The following is a 16,345-nucleotide window of genomic DNA, read 5'->3' as shown; positions in this document are numbered from 1 at the left end:
CGCCAGGCACGGCCCGCCATCGCCACCGGCTCGCGGGAGGCACGCCATGACCACGACGTTCCGGACCGCATCAAGCTCCTCTGGATTCTGCCGACACGAGCATCAGGGCAAGCATTTCCACATCGAGGACGGCAGGCAGCCGTTCCCGCCGGTGCGGACGCCCTATCCGCCGCTCGATTTCGGCGGCTTGTCCGATGCCGGGTCGACGGTGGCGGTGCAGGAGATCGACAAATATCTGACCTGGGCGAACCGTCCGCCGAAATCGAACGCAAGCTGGACGCCGTGCGAGAGCTGGCCGGGAAGGCCGGCCGCAAGCGTTCCTTCGGCATTCGCCTGCATGGACTCGGTCGGCCAGGCGCGGACGAGTGCGCTGCGTGGCGGCGCCTGGAGCTGATTTCCCTCGGCGGGCCAGGTGGCTCGCCACTTCGAACTTCGACATCCCAGAGGCCACTGCCATGTCAAACCCCACAGTCGTCGGCTTTTCCGGCAACATCACCCGGCCGTCGAAGACACGCGCCTTCGTCGAACTGGTCACCAGGGACATCGCCGCGCGCCATGGCCTGTCGGCTGTCACCTACGACATCGAGGATGTCGGCCCATCGCTCGGTCCGGCACGGTGGGCGCGCGACCTCGACAGCCACGCGCAGCCGATCCTGGCGCAAATCCTTGCCGCTGACGTGCTGGTGGTTGGCTCGCCGACCTACAAGGGCAGCTATACCGGCCTGTTCAAGCACTTCTTCGACCTGGTCGATCCGGCGGCACTTCGCGGAAAGCCCGTGCTGTTGACCGCGACGGGCGGCGGCGAGCGCCATGCCTTGATCGTCGAGCATCAGCTGCGGCCGCTGTTCGGCTTCTTCGAGGCCTTTGCCTTGCCGACAGCCGTCTATGCCACCGACAAGGATTTCACCGACGGCGTGCTGCGCTCCGAGGCGATCCTGAAGCGCGCGGCGCAGGCAGTGGACGAGGTCGGCTTCGTACTGGCCAACCGTTCGTCGGGCAGGGTTGCCGCCGAATAGGCGCCGACAGAGGCATCATCGATCGAAATCCGCACGGGTGGCACCCTCGCGCTTACGTGCAATTTACGACCGCCCGCTACAACGCTCCTGTCTGATTCGTCCGGCACAGGAACATCATGAGCAAAGCCCTCACGACCTTCGCACTCGCCGCCGCGCTGACCGCCTTGCTCATGGCGCTGAGCCTTGCGGTGGCCAGGCATGGCTATCCCTATGGCGCGATCGGCGTCAGGCGCCTCGACGGCATTGCCGACGCCGGGACCTTCATTCCGCTCGCCGCCGTCTATTTCTTCAGCGCGCTGTTGATGATGATCCTGCCGATCCGCGCGGCCAGCATCGTGCTCACCCATGCCGCCGACGCGATCTTCTGGACGGTGATCGTGCTGCTTGCCACCATCGTCGGCGGCCTTCTCGCCCGATGGGCTTTCGGCCAGGGCAGCGCCTTGTGGGCATTGCTGAACTGGCGGTTCCTGTTTGCCGTGGCGGTCGTCGGTTGCCACTTCGTCATGAACGAACTGCGCCGCAACGTGCTGTTGCGCAGCCTGTTCTTCGTGGTCTTCGCCGCGGCGACGCTCGCCTGCCTGTTCTGGTCGTTCACCCTCTAGAAGGGGTGGCCTATTCGTCAGCCTCCACCTTCTGTCGCCGGTGGCGGGACCTACCTTTTCGCCGTGCGTCCCTCATGCCTCGACAGGCGCGAGAATGAGACCTGTCGCGTACTCTTCTCGTCCGGATGAATTGCGCAAATTTACAATCCGCGCCGCCGCCGTTCCCATAGTCTGGCTCCATCGAAAACGAACAAGGAGTTGCGGGAATGAACCGCCGCGAATTTGCCAAAAGCCTTATCGCGGCGGCTCCTCTCGGCGGTCTCGCCGATCGCAGCGCCTTCTCACGGGAGAACACGACAATGGCCAAGCCGAAGCCGTTCAAGATTGCCATTTCCGATGACCAGCTCGCCGATCTCAAGGTGCGCCTGAGTCACACCCGCTGGCCGGATGAACCCACCGGAGCAGGATGGATGACCGGCACAAATCTCGACTACATGAAGAAGCTGACCGACTACTGGCTCCAGGACTATGACTGGCGAAAGGCCGAAGCGGGCCTGAACGCATTGCCGAACTACAAGGTCGATATCGAGGGCATTGACCTGCATTTCGTCCATCAGCCGTCGAGAAAGAAGGGCGCGACGGCCATCCTTCTGCTGCATGGCTGGCCGGACAGTTTTTACCGCTATCACAAGGTCGTGGATGTGCTGGCGGAGGACTTTCACGTCGTCGTGCCGTCCATTCCGGGGACAGGCTTCTCGGGCAGAACGGCTCTCCCCGTCGACAAGGTGGCCGACATTTTTGCCCAGCTCATGAATGATGTCCTGGGTTATGGCCGCTTCATCGTCGCCGGCGGCGATCTGGGATCGGTGATCGCAATGTCGCTGGCGCAGCGCCATCCAGACAAGCTCATCGGCTCCCACCTGACCGATGTGGGCTACCCGGACCAGACCACGGATTTTGGCGCCCTCGGCGGGCCGGAGCAAGTTTACGCCGGCGCGATCCAGCAATGGTTCTTCATGCATGGCGCTTTCAATCTGGTCCAGGCGACAAAGCCGCAAAGCCTCGCCTTCGCCATGAACGACTCGCCCGTCGGACTTGCCGCATGGATCATGAGCTTCATGGCCGGGATGGGGGTTGGCGATGAGGCCGACGCCAGATTTGGTCGCGACGCGCTTTTGACCAACATAATGATTTACTGGCTGACGGAAACCGCGGCCTCGTCCTTCCGCATTTACAATCAGAACGCCATGCAGCCACCGACCATCAAGGGCAAGAACACCGGGGTGCCGGTGGCGGTGGCGACCGAAGCGCCGATCCCGGGCGGCGTTCGCTTGCCGAGTGAATGGGCGGACCGCCAGACCTCCGGAAATATCGTGCAATTTCACGATATGGAGAAGGCGGGCCATTTCGCCGCGTGGGAAGATCCAGCATTCTATGTCGAAGACATCAAGCAATTCGCCACCCGTCTCACGAAATAGCGCAGCTTTGCATCATCCGCCGGGCGAAACCCTCGCCCGGCATCAGACCTTGTGAACGGCATCGAGGTTTGAGGGCAGAGAACCCATGATCTTCTTTATGGATTTGATCATGTGCGGTTGATCCGTATAGCCAAGATCGAAGGCCACGGCCGCGGCACTATCGCCGGCCTTCAGGCGCCGAACCGCCTCCTGTGCGCGGCGGATCAACTGGAAATCCTTTTGCGTAATACCGGTGGTCTTTTTGAAGTGCTGCTGCACCGAGCGTTTGGAGGCGGCCTTGGGCTTCTCGGTAAAGGCCTTGGCCACAACGTCGTCGGACGCAAGCAGCCCTGCCGCGATCATCTCGTCGACAAGAGCTTCGGCGTTCAGGAATGTCGGTAACGGCAGTACCACGCCATCCAACAGGAATTCGTCTTCTGTCACATCCAGAAAGCGGACCGTCGCGCCGGTTCGCACCTCTCGGTCACGCGCAAGATAGACATGGGCGGCAAATGAGATGACGACCGAGTGCTCGCCCTCAACATAGGGCACGTCGACAGGCTCGGTTGCCTGGCCGCTCAAGAAAACCACGGATTCTCCGTCCGGTGCGACGCTGCGGAGCAGATCCCACGAGCCGTCGGGTGTGGCTCTGTAAATCCCGTCGCTTAAACAAACAGTTTGCCAGACAGTGTCGATCCAGGGATGGGGGGATGACCGGCTCGTATGCTTTTGGACCATGATCGGCGATTGCTCCGGCAAAACTGCGAATTCGATTGATGAATGGAGATTACACAGTCGAACCCTTGCGCGCGACGGCGCCCATTCCTTGCAACTGATTTGCGTGAGACACACGGCCCCCCGGCTCGGAGTGGCGATCGATCAGGGGATGCTTGGCGTTGTTGTGGCCGGTTAAGGTCCGGCGGCGATGTTGGCGGCGGCGGTTTCCATCCATGTCCAGAGATAGGCGGCGAGGCCACGGTCGACATGGATGCGCAGGCTTCGCTGATGGCGGTACACGATGGCACTGATACCGGCGAAGGAAAGCGTTGCGCCGGCGCTTGGCTGCCCGGCAGGGTTGAGCGTCGTCCCGCGGGCGATGAAAGCATCGGATGCCGGGCCATCGACCTCGAACATCTGCAATCCGGCGCTGATCTCCGTCACGGCGAACCCGTCGCGGAACCACCCGGTGGCCACGCCCATGGGTGTGGCGGACACGGCAAGCAGGCGGTCCCGCGCCAGGCGCACCGAATAGCGTATGCCTTCCGCCTGGCCGAATGCCCCGACGGCCGATCCATCGAAACCGGATGCCTCGGCCCACGCGGCCAGATCGCCGCTGACCAGATGTTGGTGCAGCCCGGTAACGGCGCCTATTTTGAGCCCCGGCACTTCGATCGTGGCGTTCCGCCAGGCCGGTGGGACGGACCATTTTTCCGCGAGATCATGCATGCAGTCGCTCTCCTGCCGGATCGAAGGCGCAAGGCGCGGCGATCGTCGCCGTCCGGACCTTGCCGAGATGCTGGATTTCGATCGTCTCGCCATGGCGGGCCGCGCCGCGCTCGATCAGGCCGAGCGCGATCGGCCGGCCAAGCGTCGGGCTCTGGTAGCTCGAGGTGACAAAACCCTGGCTGTTCAGCCTGCCGCCCTCCCGCTTGATGCCATGCGCACCGGTTGCCAGCGGCGCTTCGCCCGATGGCACCGTCAGTCCGATAAGCTGCAGGCGGTTGTTTCGTGAAGCCTCCTCGGTAAACAGCGAGCGCCGGCCGACATAGTCGCTCTGGCGTTTGAGGCGGGGACCTCCGCTGCCCAGATCGTGTGGCAGCGTGGTGCCGTCCGTGTCCTTGCCGATGACGATGAACCCTTTCTCCGCGCGCAGGATCATCAGCGCTTCGAGACCCATGATGACGGCATCGAATGCCTGCCCGGCCTGGCGCAGATGCGCCCATAGCGGCTCGGCGCGATCCGCCCGGATCGAGATCTCGTAGCTCCTGTCGCCGGTGAAGCTGACGCGCGCGACGCGAACCTCGTTACCGCCGTGGCAGCCATGGCCGATCGCCATATGCGGCAGGTCGGCATCGTCGAGCCCGAGGCCAAGATCGACTGTTTCGAGCAGCTTGCGGGCGTTCGGTCCGGAGACGGTTAGCGTCGCCACGTCCGATGTGGCGTTGTGGATGTAGACGGCGTCACGGCCAAAACGGTCCTGGCGCCATTCCTCCAGCCGGGCATGCACCGCCGCGACATGCGAGGACGAACACGACACGACGAAGCGATGCTCGTCCAGCCGCACGAGCACGCCGTCATCGAAGATCACGCCGTTCTCCGACAGCATGAAGCCATAGCGGCATCGGCCTGGCTTCAGCGTCGACATGGTGTTGTAATAGAGGAAGTCGACGAATTCGCCGGCATTGGGCCCGATCACCTCGATCTTGCCCAGCGTAGAACCGTCGAACAGCGCGACCGACCGGCGCGCGCCCAACGCCTCGTCCTGGATGGCGCGTTCCGCGTCGGCGCCACGGCCGCCATAATGGGCGGGGCGCAGCCAGCCGCCATATTCCTGGAAGACCGCGCGGCTGTCGCGATGCACGCTCTCCAGCGGCAGCCTGCGCACTGGCGCCATCAATTCACCGGCGCGCGCGCCGGCAAAGCTCGCCAGCGGCACCGGCGTGAAGGGCGGCCGGTAGGTGGTGGTGCCGACTTCGGGCACCGTGCGGCCGGTAATCCCGGCCATCAGCGCCAGGCCCGGCAGGTTGGAGGTCTTGCCCTGGTCGGTTGCCATGCCGAGCGTCGTGTAGCGCTTCAGATGTTCGACCGAGACGAAGTTTTCGCGCGCCGCCAACTCGACGTCCTTCACCGTCACGTCGTTCTGATAGTCGATCCAGATGCGTCCCTTCGAACCTGGCACCGGCCATGCTGCAACGATGCCGCCCGGCGCTTCAGGTCCGGTGCTGCGCGGCGCCGGCACCTTCGCCTGGCCGAGCGACGCAACGGCCTTCTGCGCCCCGGCGAAGACTTCCGACAACGAGACCGAACCTGCCGCCGCGCCAGCCACGGAAATGCGGTCGACCGGATCGCCGGGCAGGAAGGCGGCGCGTGCCTCGCTCCAGGCGAGCTTGCCCTTGGCCTGGCCGAACAGATGGATGGTCGGCGTCCAGCCGCCCGAGACCAGCACGCAGTCGGCATCGAGCCTTGTGCCGTCATCCAGCGTCACGCCCTCGACGCGCAGCTTGCCCTTGGCGGCGGCAAGCGCCCGCCCTTCGAGCATCCGCACCTTGGCCGGCGTTCCGGGAATGCCGTCACGCCTGATGTCGACCAGCGTGACGTCGGCGCCGGCCTCGGTGATCGCCTCCGCCACTTCATAGGCGCTGTCATTGTTGGTCGCGACGACAACGCGCCGGCCGACGAGAACCGCATGGCGTCTGAGATAGGCGAGTGCCGCATCCGCCGACAGGACGCCCGGCAGGTCGTTGTTGGCGAAGGGCAAGGGCCGCTCGATGGCACCGGTCGCCAGCACGATCTGGCGCGGCCGGACCCGCCACAGCGTGTCGCGCCGGCCATCGAAATGACGCTGGTTCAGCCCGACGAGATCGTGGTCATAAATACCGAAGGCTGTGGTCGCAGGCAGGATGAGGTGACCGCCGGCGGCAAGTTCCGCAACCGTCTCCTGGATCCACATGGAAGCGGGCTTGCCGTCGACCTCGCCGGCGCGATGGCCGAGCGATCCGCCCGGTTTGTGCCGGTCGTCGACCAGCGTGACGGAGAGGCCCGCGCCGGCAGCCATCTTGGCTGTCGCCAGTCCGGCAGGCCCGGCGCCGACCACCAGCACGTCGCAATGATGGTTGGTCTGGTCCGCCGTGCCCGGCGAGGTCCAGTCGGTGTCGACCTTGCCCAGCCCGGCCATGGCGCGGATGCGCGGCTCGAACATGTGCCAGTCCGGCCACATGAAGGTCTTGTAGTAGAACGCCGCCGGAATGAAGCGCGAGAAGCGGTCGAGGAAGGCGTTGCGGTCGGCCAGCGCATTGGGCGTCGCATTGACGCTTCTCGCCACCAGCCCCTCGCGTGCCGGCTCGGTCGTGGCGCGCGTGTTCGGCGTCGCCTGTGAGCCGCCAATATCGACCAGCGCGTTCGGCTCCTCGACGCCGGCACCCCAGATGCCGCGGGGACGGTGGTATTTGAAGCTGCGGCCAACGACCGCGACATCATTGGCGAGCAGCGCCGAGGCAATGGTGTCTCCGGCAAAACCGTCGACGCTTGCACCGTCGAAGCTGAAACGGATCGGCCGCGAGCGGTCGATGGCGCTGCCGCCCGTGGCGAGACGCGAGGCGGTCACGCCGCGTGCTCCCCGCCAAGGGCGGTCGACGACAGCACCTTGTGCGAGACGGTGTCACGCTCCATGACGAAGAACTCGCCGCAGCTCATGTGAACCCAGATTTCGCGCGCCGTGCCTTTCGGGTTGCTGCGCAGATAAAGATAGTTGGCCCAGCGCTCGATCGGCACCTCAGCGCCGTCAGGCCTGGCGTTGCCGGCATCGCCGCCATAGTGGAATTCGGTCTCGTCGCGCGAGCCGCAGAACGGGCAAGGAAAGAGCTGCATGACTGCCTCGGATATTTGTCTCAGTGCGCGATGCCGGAGCCGGCCGCTTCGTCGATCAGCCGCCCGCTGGCGAAGCGATCCAGATCGAAGGGTCGGCTGATGTCGTTGTGCTTGCCGGTCGCCAGCAGGGTCGCCAGCAGCGTGCCGCCGGCAGGAATCGCCTTGAAGCCGCCCGTGCCCCAGCCGCAATTGAGGAAGAGATTGGGCAGCGGCGAGGGACCGATGATCGGCGAGGAATCCGGCACGACATCGACTATGCCGGCCCATTGCCGCATCAGCTTCAACTGGCCGAAGATCGGGAACATTTCCAAAAGGCCGGCGATCACGGCTTCCAGCGTCGGCAGATTGCCGCGCTGCGCATAGGAGGGGACGCGGTCGAGCCCGCCGCCGATGACGATCTCGCCCTTGTCCGACTGGCTGACATAGACGCCACAGCCTGGCGACAGCACCACCGTGTCGAGGATCGGCTTCACAGGCTCGGAGACGCAGGCCTGCAGCGCATAGGAATTGATTGGCAGTCTAAAGCCGGCCTTGGTCGCCAGCACCGAGGAATGGCCGGCCACCGCCATGCCGATGCGCTCGGCGCGAATCGTGCCGCGCGTCGTCTGGACGCCGCGGCAGCGGCCGCCTTCGACGATGAAATCGGTGATCTCGCAGTTCTGGATGATGTCGACGCCGAGCCGGCTCGCCGCCCGCGCATAGCCCCAGGCGACCGCGTCATGGCGCGCGGTGCCGGCCCTGCCTTGCCAGATACCGCCGAACACCGGGAAGCGCGCATCCGGGGAGAAATTATAGATCGGCGCCACGCGGCGCACATCCGCTGATGAAAACAGCTCCGCATCGATGCCGTTGATCTGCATGGCGTTGACGGTGCGCGCGCCGATCTCCATTTCGGCCGTCGAGTGGCAGAGGTTGACCATGCCGCGCTGCGACAGCATGACGTTGTAGTTCAAGTCCTTCGACAGGCCTTCATAGAGCCGGTGCGCCAGCCCGTAGAGTTCGACGCTTTCCGGATAATAGTAGTTGGAGCGCACCACGGTGGTGTTCCGGCCGGTATTGCCGCCACCGATCCAGCCCTTTTCCAGCACCGCGACCCGGGTGATGCCGTGATTCCTGGCCAGGTAATAGGCCGTCGCCAGCCCATGGCCGCCGCCGCCGATGACGATCGCGTCATAGGACGGCTTCGGCTCGGGCGAGCGCCAGGCCTGCTTCCAGCCGGTCTGGCCGGCAAGGCCCTCCTTGAGCAGCGACAAAGCGGAGTAGCGTCTGGTCATGGCATGTCTTCCGCAGGGATGGCAGCGGTTCTTTCGGTCACGCCCGCATCGCCTTGCCCAGCGGACGTAGGGCGACGGAGTGATGACGCGCGCATCTGTTTCGACGCCGACGATATGGGTTGTCAACTCCGTATCGATACCGGCCGCATCGCGATCGACAAGCGCCATGGCAAGGCTCTTGCCGACCGTATGTTGGGGTCGGCGTTCAGCGCATGGAAGCCGCCGGCCGCGTGCCAGCTCGACCCAGCGGTCAGCACCTCACGTTCGATCAGCGCGACATCGCTCCAGCCGAATTTCGCCAGATGGTAGAGCACCGAGGCACCAACCACGCCGGCGCCAATTACGATCGTCCTGTATTGGGATTTCATCTTGCCGCGTTCCATCCGCTTATGGCGGCGCAGCCTAACGGTGTTGTACACATGTGTCTAGTACATTGCCAGGTTGGCTCGGAGCAGGCTGGCATGCTGGCTATCGGGGTTGGGCACCCTATGGACCGCGTCTGGAAAACTGTCGGGTCGGGCCGGACAGCGACTGCGTCTACCGTTTGCCGGAAAGCGTCGTCTCGACGTATCGCGCGAAGTCCTCGACATCTTCCGCCGGAGGCTCCTGGCCGGTGAAGCTGCGCAGATAGGAGGCGACGTGCGTGAGACGGGCGCTCATCGGTTCGTTGAGTTCGAGCGAGTAATAGCCGATCTGCATGAAATAGAGGACGCGAGCGCGCACGAATGCGTCCTCTTCCTCATAGCCATGGCGCTTGAACATGTCGCGTATGGCATTGACGCGCTGCTCGTCGGCCTCGTCGAGCGCGCGCCTGATGGTGGGTGAGCGCCGGGCCCAGGCCCTGATCGCGAAGTCCAGCCGGGGATCGAACAGCCTTTCGTCCACCCAGCATTCGAAAATGCTCATCACACCGCGGATGACGGTCGCGGAAGGTCGCGAGGCGCGCTCGACGATGAACCTTGTGTTGGTCTGCCGCCAATAGTCCAGCAACTGGTCGAGCAGATCCTGGCGGCTTTTGAAATACCAGTAGAAGCTGGAGCGCGAGACATCGAGCTTTTGGCCAAGCGTCAGAACGCGGACGCTTTCGACACCATCCGAGATCAATGTCTCAAGCGCCAGCTTCAGCCAGTCTTCGCGCGTGGCCTTGATGTTGCCGGTGGCGCCGGCGCGCTGGATCGTCGTTTCGAGTGCTGCCATCTGCACGACGCATGGCACGCCGCATCAGCCAAATCAAGGCTATGGACACAGGTGTCCATGGCAATTCGCCTGGTCGGGAACCACGCTCCGCGCATACCAGCCGGGCTTGCCGCGACGGCCGGCCCGGGGATTTTTGTCGCGGCTGTTCGACCAGTGCGTGCTTTCCCGCAAGGCATTTGTCTGGCAAATACCAGTTCACATAGATGCCGCCGCGCGGCCAACCAGCAGGAAAGACCAGGATATGGCACAGTTTCGAAAGAACCTCATCGATGGCGAATGGGTCGGCGATGCCGGCTCCCGCAACATCAACCCCTCGGACACCGGCGATGTCGTCGGCGAATATGCCTCGGCTGGGGTCGAACAGGCCAAGCAGGCAATCGCAGCGGCCAAGGCGGCGTTTCCTTCATGGTCACGCTCCGGTCCGTTGGCCCGCCATGCGGTGCTGAAAAAAGCCTCCGACGAGATCATGGCGCGCAAGGACGAGATCGGCCGCAATCTGGCGCGTGAGGAAGGCAAGACGCTGGCCGAAGGCATTGGCGAGACCATCCGCGCCGCCCAGATATTCGATTTCTTTGCCGGCGAAACATTGCGCCTGACCGGAGAGATGGTGCCGAGCGTGCGGCCGGGCGTCGGCGTCGAGATCACCCGCGAGGCTGTCGGCGTGGTCGGCATCATCACGCCGTGGAATTTCCCCATCGCCATCCCGGCCTGGAAGATCGCGCCGGCGCTCGCCCATGGCAACACCATCGTCTTCAAGCCGGCCGAGCTGGTTCCGGAGAGCGCCTGGTCCATCGTCGATATCCTGCACCGCGCCGGCCTGCCCAAGGGTGTGCTCAACCTCGTGATGGGCAAGGGCTCGGTGGTCGGCCAGGCGATGCTCGACAGCCCCGATGTCAACGCCATCACCTTCACCGGTTCGGTCGGCACGGGAAAACGCGTCGCCGCCGCAAGTGTCGAGCATATGCGCAAGTTCCAGCTCGAAATGGGCGGCAAGAACCCGCTGGTCGTGCTCGACGACGCCGATCTCGCGGTCGCTGTCGATTGTGCGCTCAACGGCGCCTTCTTCTCGACCGGCCAGCGCTGCACCGCCTCGTCCAGGCTGATCGTGACCGAAGGTATCCATGACCGTTTCGTCGATGCGCTGAAGGAGCGGATGGGCAAACTGGTGATCGGCGATGCACTCGATGCGCAGACCCAGATCGGCCCGGTCGTCGACGCGACCCAGCTGAAGCAGGACGAGGATTATATCGCCATCGGCGTCAGGGAGGGCGCCACGCTCGCCTTCGGCGGTGAACGGCTCGACCGCAAGACGCCCGGCTTCTACCTCAGCCCGGCCCTGCTGACCGAAGCCACCAATGCCATGCGCAGCTCGCGCGAGGAGATTTTTGGCCCAGTCGCCAGCGTCATCCGCGTCAAGGATTATGATGAGGCGCTTGCCGTCGCCAACGACACGCCCTTCGGGCTCACCTCGGGCATCTGCACCACGAGCCTCAAGCACGCCACCCACTTCAAGCGCAATTCCGAGGCCGGCATGGTGATGGTCAACCTGCCGACGGCGGGCGTCGATTTCCATGTTCCCTTCGGCGGCCGCAAGGGCTCGAGCTACGGCCCGCGCGAACAGGGCCGCTATGCCATGGAGTTCTACACCACGGTGAAGACCGCCTATACATTCGCAGGCTGATCGGGCGCCGGCCCATCGGGCCGGCGAACCCTCTCCGCTGAACCAGCATGAGGCAACGACGTTGCAGGACCTGACCTGGCTCAACCCGCCCCCGTATCACGCCGTCGACGGCCATGCGGTGCGCGTACGCACCGGCAAGGAGACCGATTTCTGGCGCGAGACCTTCTACGGTTTCTGGCGTGACAACGGCCATTTCCTGCATCGGCCGGTCGAGGGCGATTTCACCGCCGAAGTCACCGTCAAGGGCGACTACAAGGTGCTCTATGACCAGGCCGGACTGATGGTCCGGCTCAGCGAAACGCAGTGGATCAAGGCCGGCGTCGAATACACCGACGGCCTTGCCTATTTCTCCGTCGTCGTCACCAACGATACATCGGACTGGTCGCTGGTCGCCATTCATGCCGGTCCGAACGGCGTCAGCATGCGCCTGACCCGCCACGGCGAGGCGATCCGCGTCCAGTATCTCGACGCGTCGAACGGTCACTGGCAGCCGGTGCGGCTCGCCTATTTTCCGATCTCGAAGACGGTCGATGTCGGCATGATGTGCTGTTCGCCGCAGCGCGAGGGTTTCGACGTCACATTCTCCGGATTTTCGGTCGGCCCGCCGATTTCACGGGAACTCCACGGTTGACGTTCCGGCCGGAACTGGAACATTGCAGGCGCGGCGGTGTCTGGGCTAAGCCTTGCCGATGGGCATGTCGCGTTGGCGGGCAAAACTCAAAAAGGCGGTGCGTTCTCAGGCGCTGAGATTTCTCGGCGTTCCTTCCGTGCTGTGGTCGCAAGGCATTGCTTACTTCTGCGACGTCGCCGGACCCGATCGGTACCGCAACGCGCCGACCGAATCGACGCAGAGCGAGGCCTTTTTCCGCGACCACTACAGTGGCGCGCACGGCATCGTCTGGGTGCGGCTGAGCACATTGGCCAGGGAGCGGCGAAACTGCGATCTGGATACGTTCACCCGGGTCGCCTTGCCGACCATCAAGGCCCCCTTCATCCTGCTGACGACCGACGGTGATGCCTCGGTGCCGTCGGACCTGGCGAAGGACACCGTCGAGCCGCTTCTCGCCAACCCCTATCTGGTGTCCTGGTACAGCCAGAACTGTGATGGCGTTCATCCCCGGATCAAGCCGTTCCCGATCGGGCTGGACCTCCATACGCCACGCTCCCTTGCGACGCCTGCCGGACTGGTGCGGCAACTGCAAACCCTGCGCCGCCGGCAAGGCAGTGCGGATCGTCGTCAGCCCAGGATATTCTGTGATTTCAGCGTCAGCAGCGGCTCGAGCGAGCGTCGGGAACTGCTTGATGTCCTGGACGGATGCCCGCATGTCGACTTCCTGAAACGACGCGTTTCGCAGCGCGGCATCTGGCAGCTGTATTCGCAATATCCGCTCGTGCTTTCGACGACGGGAAACGGCCTCGACTGTCATCGCACATGGGAACTGCTTTATCTCGGCTGCATCGTGGTGACCAAGACCTCGCCGCTCGATCCTCTCTACGAAGGCTTGCCGGTCATCATTGTCGAGGATTGGCACGAGGTCAGGGATCCGGAAGCGCCACAGCGCTGGATCGGCAAGGCCGCGCATCTGACGGACCGGGAGTACTTGTGGCGACGCCTGCGCCCGCGGGCCTATCTGGAGCCCCTCAGGCAGGAACTTCGGCAGGCCGCCGTTTCACCAGGGGACGTGTAGGATCTCCAGCTTCGGCAGGCCGACAGGCCGGATGCCGAGATCGTTGGCGAGCGCCCCGAAGCCTTCGGTCTCGATCAGGTCGCGGTAGGGAATTTCAGGGAAGCGAAGGCCGCCGCGATGCAGAGCGGCATCGACCAGAAGCATGGTCCCGCCGACCGCGTCGAGGCCGATAATGTCGAGATGCCTGACATCGCTCAGATGATATCGATAGGGTGTCTCCCTGGGAGGTTGGTGCAGGCCGCCGCGTATCTCGCGGTAATAGCGATAATCCCTGGTCTGCCGCCGGATAACGAAACTGTTGAGGTCGAAGCTGCTGCCGCCGGCGATCTTCACGCAGTTGGGCACGGCGATGCGATGCCGCGTGGCGATCAGCCGGCTCAGCACATCGCCGGGAAAGCGCCAGACGTCGATATCGATCCACAGCGCCCAGTCGTCGTCTTCTTTCAGCCCGTGATCGATGAGGTGGTTTCGCACCTTGGCAATCGCGCCGCGCCGCATCCGTTGCATGCTCGGCTTGGCCCGTTTTGCCCCATCGAGCCTGGTGCCGGTCTGACACTGCAGCAGCACGATATCACGATATTTGCCGGCTAATTCGGCCGTCGCGGCCTGCAGCCTTTCCCAGCTGCCATCCAGGCTGTCGCCTTCGCAGAAGACCAGCTTGATCCTGTCCTTGGGGTAGTCGAGCCCCTCCAGCGCATCGAGAAAGGGCTGGATGAGATCGGCGGCGTCGCGAAGCGGAACCAGAACGGCGACGTCCTGGCCCGAAGGCGGCGGCGCCGCCAGAACCGCCTTGTCGACGCCGGCTTTGGCCTCGGCCTCATCCAGATACGCGCCGCGCGTCAGCTGGTACCGGAGCCGATAGGCTTGGTTGCGCAGTCTGGTCGTCCATTTCGGTGGTGGCTCCGGGATCCACCATGTGCCGGCCCAGTGATGGATCGACAGTGCCGCAGTATCGTCGCCGGCCTCACGCTCCATGCCCCCGGCAGATGTCAGTGGCGAGAACAGGCCGGAATGGTGAATGGCAAAGGCTCCCTGATCGCTGTAACCGCGCTGGGCGGAGGTCAAAAGGCAGGGACCGGTCGCGTCGAGCACGTCCTCCGCGCCGGCGAGCCCGGGCATCATGGACAGGACATGCATCCAGAACGGATGCCTGGGCGGGCTGGCGATTGTTCCGTTGAACAGAAGATAGGGCAGGCCACGGAAACCCGCCTGGACGACCGCATGCGACGCCGGCTCCTTGCACAGCACGACACGGGTCTCCCCCATGATCGGATCGAAGGCTGCGACACACTCGCAGTCGATGTCGGCATAGACCCCGCCAAAATGATGCAGAAGCATGTAGCGGGCCGCGTCCGCGCGTTGCACCCCCTTCGTGTAGCCGCAGAACATCGACAGGAAATCAGGGTAGTGCTCGGCCACGAATTCGAGCAGCATCCGGTCGCTCCAGAGCATCACCGTCCAGTGCGGATTGTGCCGCTTCCAGCTGTCTGCATATGCCTGGAAGCGCGCGGGAATGGCGTCGCTCTTCCAAGTCTGGTGCAGGATTGCCGGAATCATCGGGTGGCGCCGTTCGGTCCAAGCCCGTCACGAACGGCATCGCGGATCGCTTGCGGGCCGAACCTTGCCCATACCGCCTGATGCGCCCGAAGGCGTTGCCGAGCCCTGCCTTCGGGATCGAGACAGAGGCCGATGGCCATTTCGGCAAGCCTTTCGTCGGATTGGGACAGCAACACCTCGTCATTTTCGACCAGATCCAGGCCTTCGGCCGCGATCGGCGTGGCGATCACCGGCACGCCCGCGGCCATTGCTTCCAGGATCTTGATGCGTGTGCCGCCGCCCGCCGTCAGCGGGACGATGGTGAGATGCGCGCTGGACAACAGCGGCGCGACATCCGCGGGATCTTCGATGAGCTCCACGCCAGGCATGCTGGCCAGTGCCTGTACTTCCGGGCGCGGGGTGCGTCCCGCCAGGACGAGCCTGGCATCCGGCAGGGCGTTTCGGATACGGGGCAATATGACACTGGCCAGCCGCTGGGCGGCATCGATGTTTGGCGGGTAGGCAAGATGGCCGATGAACACGATCACCGGAAAGCCGTTGTCCGTCGACGGCTCGGCGGGCAGGCTCGCGAGACCATCCCCGGCCTGCGGAACTCCGTTCGGAACAACGTCGATCGGGATCTTGTGCCGGGAGAGCGACATCAGCTTCTGGCGATCGAGGTTGGAGCAGACCCATACCCTGTCGACAAGCGACAGTGCTTTTCTCTCGAGGAGCCGGACACTGAATGCTGCCGCGCTTCGCTTGGCACTGAGGCGCCTGATCTGTCCGGCCAGGTCGGACTCGACATTGTGCATGTCGAGAATGAGCTGCTGCGCCAGCGGCCGCAGGGGCCGCAGCAGCTTGAACAGGCCGACGCCCTCGACAATGATGGTGTCAGGGCGGAATTCACGGACGAGTGCCTCAAGCCGCGTCAGCGCCGAACGCGGTATGCGATTCTCCGCCCTTGAGCGCCACCAGCCGATCGAGGCGGTGCGAGGCTCACCCTCGATCGACAGGGCCTCGACCCGGATCAGTGGATCAGGCGCATTCCTTGCCTTGTTCGGCTTCACCGAAACCAGGCAGACCGGTCCGAATCTGGCTGCCGCTTCGGCGTTGCGATAGTTTCTCAGATCCGCGCCTGAAGCCGGCGGAAAGCCCGGGTCGTGCGACACGACCAGCGTACGCTTCTGGGTCGCCCGCCCGGGCTGGCCGACAGCTGATTGCGCGCCTGTGCCGTTCAATCCGGACGCCTGGGGCTTTGTGCCAGGCAGGGGGTCCAATTCGGATGGCATTCAGAACGGTTCCGTGATTGCGGGCATCAGCGCCACCTTGTTTAGCTGAACGAGGCTTTCGTCAAGCACTGTATA

The 16,345-nt window shown here is 64.2% G+C and carries 15 protein-coding genes and 1 pseudogene; 7 read left to right on the top strand and 9 right to left on the bottom strand.

Annotation, left to right across the window (positions count from 1 at the left end; all coding sequences use genetic code 11):
- Positions 1-46: 46 nt before the first annotated feature.
- From C1D09_RS12380 to C1D09_RS12365, 4 genes are all read left to right on the top strand, one after another.
- Positions 47-394 carry an LLM class oxidoreductase gene (locus tag C1D09_RS12380; protein ID WP_246135723.1) on the top strand — a complete coding sequence of 116 codons (348 nt, stop codon included), beginning with the start codon at positions 47-49 and terminating at the stop codon, positions 392-394.
- A 61-nt stretch (positions 395-455) separates the two neighbouring features.
- Positions 456-1,016 carry an FMN reductase gene (gene msuE, locus C1D09_RS12375; RefSeq protein ID WP_143974606.1) on the top strand — a complete coding sequence of 187 codons (561 nt, stop codon included), beginning with the start codon at positions 456-458 and terminating at the stop codon, positions 1,014-1,016.
- A 116-nt stretch (positions 1,017-1,132) separates the two neighbouring features.
- Positions 1,133-1,618, top strand: a complete 486-nt coding sequence (locus C1D09_RS12370) for a hypothetical protein (protein ID WP_143974604.1) — start codon at positions 1,133-1,135, stop codon at positions 1,616-1,618.
- A 206-nt stretch (positions 1,619-1,824) separates the two neighbouring features.
- On the top strand, positions 1,825-3,036 hold the full coding sequence (locus tag C1D09_RS12365; protein WP_143974602.1) for an epoxide hydrolase family protein: 1,212 nt from the start codon (positions 1,825-1,827) through the stop codon (positions 3,034-3,036).
- Positions 3,037-3,078: 42 nt separating this feature from the next.
- Here the strand turns inward: C1D09_RS12365 and C1D09_RS12360 are convergent, their stop codons facing one another.
- The 7 genes and pseudogenes from C1D09_RS12360 to C1D09_RS12330 all read right to left on the bottom strand — a co-directional run bounded on the left by C1D09_RS12360 (position 3,079) and on the right by C1D09_RS12330 (position 10,073).
- Complete coding sequence (locus C1D09_RS12360; protein ID WP_208760374.1) at positions 3,079-3,606, bottom strand: helix-turn-helix domain-containing protein; 528 nt, start codon at positions 3,604-3,606, stop codon at positions 3,079-3,081.
- Between the two features lie 318 nt (positions 3,607-3,924).
- Positions 3,925-4,461 carry an aminomethyltransferase family protein gene (locus tag C1D09_RS12355; RefSeq protein ID WP_143974599.1) on the bottom strand — a complete coding sequence of 179 codons (537 nt, stop codon included), beginning with the start codon at positions 4,459-4,461 and terminating at the stop codon, positions 3,925-3,927.
- Positions 4,454-7,339: a sarcosine oxidase subunit alpha family protein gene (locus tag C1D09_RS12350; RefSeq protein ID WP_143974597.1), complete on the bottom strand. Its 2,886-nt coding sequence runs from the start codon at positions 7,337-7,339 to the stop codon at positions 4,454-4,456. The genes C1D09_RS12355 and C1D09_RS12350 overlap by 8 nt, the downstream gene beginning before the upstream one ends.
- Positions 7,336-7,602 (bottom strand): sarcosine oxidase subunit delta, encoded by a 267-nt coding sequence (locus tag C1D09_RS12345; RefSeq protein ID WP_143974595.1) that lies wholly within the window; start codon positions 7,600-7,602, stop codon positions 7,336-7,338. Before C1D09_RS12345 ends, C1D09_RS12350 begins: the two co-directional genes overlap by 4 nt.
- A 20-nt stretch (positions 7,603-7,622) precedes the next feature.
- Positions 7,623-8,876, bottom strand: a complete 1,254-nt coding sequence (locus C1D09_RS12340; protein WP_143974593.1) for a sarcosine oxidase subunit beta — start codon at positions 8,874-8,876, stop codon at positions 7,623-7,625.
- Positions 8,877-9,064: 188 nt separating this feature from the next.
- Positions 9,065-9,244 (bottom strand): annotated as a pseudogene (locus C1D09_RS12335) (FAD-dependent oxidoreductase); the annotation flags it as partial.
- A 169-nt stretch (positions 9,245-9,413) separates the two neighbouring features.
- The gene (locus C1D09_RS12330; RefSeq protein WP_167514579.1) at positions 9,414-10,073 is read right to left on the bottom strand and encodes a TetR/AcrR family transcriptional regulator; all 660 of its coding nucleotides are present in this window, start codon (positions 10,071-10,073) and stop codon (positions 9,414-9,416) included.
- Between the two features lie 241 nt (positions 10,074-10,314).
- Between C1D09_RS12330 and C1D09_RS12325 the strand changes: the two genes are divergently transcribed.
- From C1D09_RS12325 to C1D09_RS12315, 3 genes are all read left to right on the top strand, one after another.
- On the top strand, positions 10,315-11,754 hold the full coding sequence (locus C1D09_RS12325) for an aldehyde dehydrogenase family protein (RefSeq protein WP_143974591.1): 1,440 nt from the start codon (positions 10,315-10,317) through the stop codon (positions 11,752-11,754).
- 61 nt (positions 11,755-11,815) lie between these two features.
- A complete protein-coding gene (locus tag C1D09_RS12320) occupies positions 11,816-12,385 on the top strand; it encodes a DUF1349 domain-containing protein (RefSeq protein ID WP_167514578.1) in 570 nt (189 codons plus the stop codon).
- A 64-nt stretch (positions 12,386-12,449) separates the two neighbouring features.
- Entirely contained in the window at positions 12,450-13,442 is a 993-nt protein-coding gene (locus C1D09_RS12315; RefSeq protein ID WP_143974608.1) for a hypothetical protein, read from the top strand.
- Here the strand turns inward: C1D09_RS12315 and C1D09_RS12310 are convergent.
- Together C1D09_RS12310 and C1D09_RS12305 are read right to left on the bottom strand one after the other, a co-directional pair.
- The gene (locus tag C1D09_RS12310; protein WP_143974589.1) at positions 13,425-14,999 is read right to left on the bottom strand and encodes a glycosyltransferase; all 1,575 of its coding nucleotides are present in this window, start codon (positions 14,997-14,999) and stop codon (positions 13,425-13,427) included. The two genes, C1D09_RS12315 and C1D09_RS12310, sit on opposite strands and share 18 nt — an antisense overlap.
- On the bottom strand, positions 14,996-16,219 hold the full coding sequence (locus tag C1D09_RS12305) for a glycosyltransferase family 4 protein (RefSeq protein ID WP_143974588.1): 1,224 nt from the start codon (positions 16,217-16,219) through the stop codon (positions 14,996-14,998). Before C1D09_RS12305 ends, C1D09_RS12310 begins: the two co-directional genes overlap by 4 nt.
- Positions 16,220-16,345 lie beyond the last annotated feature (126 nt).

This window comes from Mesorhizobium intechi (genome assembly GCF_002879535.1).
Taxonomy (GTDB): Bacteria; Pseudomonadota; Alphaproteobacteria; order Rhizobiales; family Rhizobiaceae; genus Mesorhizobium; species Mesorhizobium intechi.
The sequence above is the reverse complement of the archived record's forward strand: the minus strand, read 5'-3'. Positions and strand labels throughout refer to the sequence as shown.